Here is a 1,706-nt window from a genome sequence, read left to right as displayed (position 1 = left end):
TACCGTTTATTACAATAATGGAAAAAAATATAAAGTATGCGTTCCTGAAGACTCAGCGGAGTGGTAGGCGTATTTATCTTTGATTGGTACACGATTTTTTTCATTTGCCGCTATTGATGAGGCAGTTAATTTATAACCAGAAAGTGTCGTATTTTCGCAAGTGCGATCTTTAATTGTCTCGATTTTATCGTTTAGCATAGCGGTAGCTATTAATTTGTGCTTTGGTAAATTTACGTATATTGGAGATGGTTATTTTTATCGAATAAGAGGGAGCGTGCCACTTAGCGCAAAGATTCTTGTGATAACTATGGACGAAACCTCCGAAGCCGAGCTAGGCGTCGGCAACGACTTGACTCGCTGGCGCCGTTTCCATGCCGGGTTGATTCGGGAGTTGCATCGTCAGGGCGCGGCGTTGGTGGTGTTCGACTTGCAGTTCATTCATGACGATCCCGAGGTGGATTCAGAACTGGCTGATGCAATGATGGAAGCCGGCAACGTGCTTGCCAGCGACTGCGTGCAGATGTTTCGGCGGGGGACCGAGGATTTTTTTGGGCGCGAAGAGTGTTCCGAAAGTAATAAGTCTTCGGCCCTCTCTAAATCCGGCGGCGAGGGTGGTGAGCTGGCGGAGTCATTCGTGGCGCTAAGAAGGATTTCCGCCAATCCCCGCTTGGCGCCGGCGCTGCTAGGTCATGCGCCGTTTGTTTTAGCCAACGATGCCGAAGACGCGACGATACGCGAAACGTGGCTGTATATCGATGGCTTGGGGGAAATGCCGAGTTTGCCAGTTGTGGCTTGGGCGGCGTATCTGGATCGGATGCAAGGCTTCGCACAGTCCAAACCGCCGGGCGTTTCCTACATGGATTGGCTTGCCGAGCTACGCCGAACTTGCTTGGCCGCGAACGGTGACGATTCCATTCGGAATGTCGATCAGCGGCTAGCCCGCGTAGTTTGCGGTGAGGAGTCTCGGTTTATCAATTTTTACGGGCCGCCGCAAACCTTGCGGATGGAGTCTTACAGTCGGGTTTTGCAAGGTCAGGTTGGCGAGCTGCGCGGCAAGGTCGTGTTCGTCGGCAAAGCTAATCGGCAATACGCGGCCGGCAAGACCGATTTCTTTCAAACCCCGTTGACCAATGCCCGTACCGGCAAGATGGCCGGTGTAGAGATCATGGCGACGGTGTTTGCCAATTTGTTGGAAGACCGCTTTATCCGAACGCCGGTAGCTCACGGCGCGGTCTATGCGGGATTCGCGCTGATGTTGGCGTTGTTGCTGTCGGTCTTACCCGCTTGGACAGGATATGCGGCAACCGCGTTGTTTGTAGTCGGTTATGTAGTGATGGCGGTTTGGTTGTTCGCTCGTCACGCCGTTTGGTTGCCGATAGTGACTCCTATGTTTGTGATGCTGCCGACCGCATGGTTGACTAGTTTGGTCATGGCGCGCCGCGAGTTACTGGTCGAGCGACGGCGGATGCTGACCTTTGTGCGTCGCGTCTTTCCGCAGTGGGCTGGCGCGTTGCCGTTTGCGGATTCGGGCGGTCGCAACACAGCGTTCGCCGCCACGACCCATCGGGAAATTCGCGGCGTCTGTCTGGCAACCGACATCGAGGGCTATACCTCGCTGGCGGCGGGTCGTAGCGCCGAGCAGATGTGGGAGTTGTTGAACGCCTATTATCAAGTGCTCGGTCGTCCGGTCGGCGCGCGTGGCGGCG

1 protein-coding gene is annotated in these 1,706 nt (G+C 54.6%); it reads left to right on the top strand.

What is annotated here, in order from left to right; all coding sequences use genetic code 11:
* Positions 1-307: 307 nt before the first annotated feature.
* On the top strand, positions 308-1,706 hold a 1,399-nt coding region (locus AC3B8H_RS21050), incomplete at its 3' end, for a CHASE2 domain-containing protein (RefSeq protein WP_488443463.1).

Source organism: Methylomonas sp. BG-2, assembly GCF_057766305.1.
This window is presented reverse-complemented; position numbering and strand designations above follow the sequence as displayed.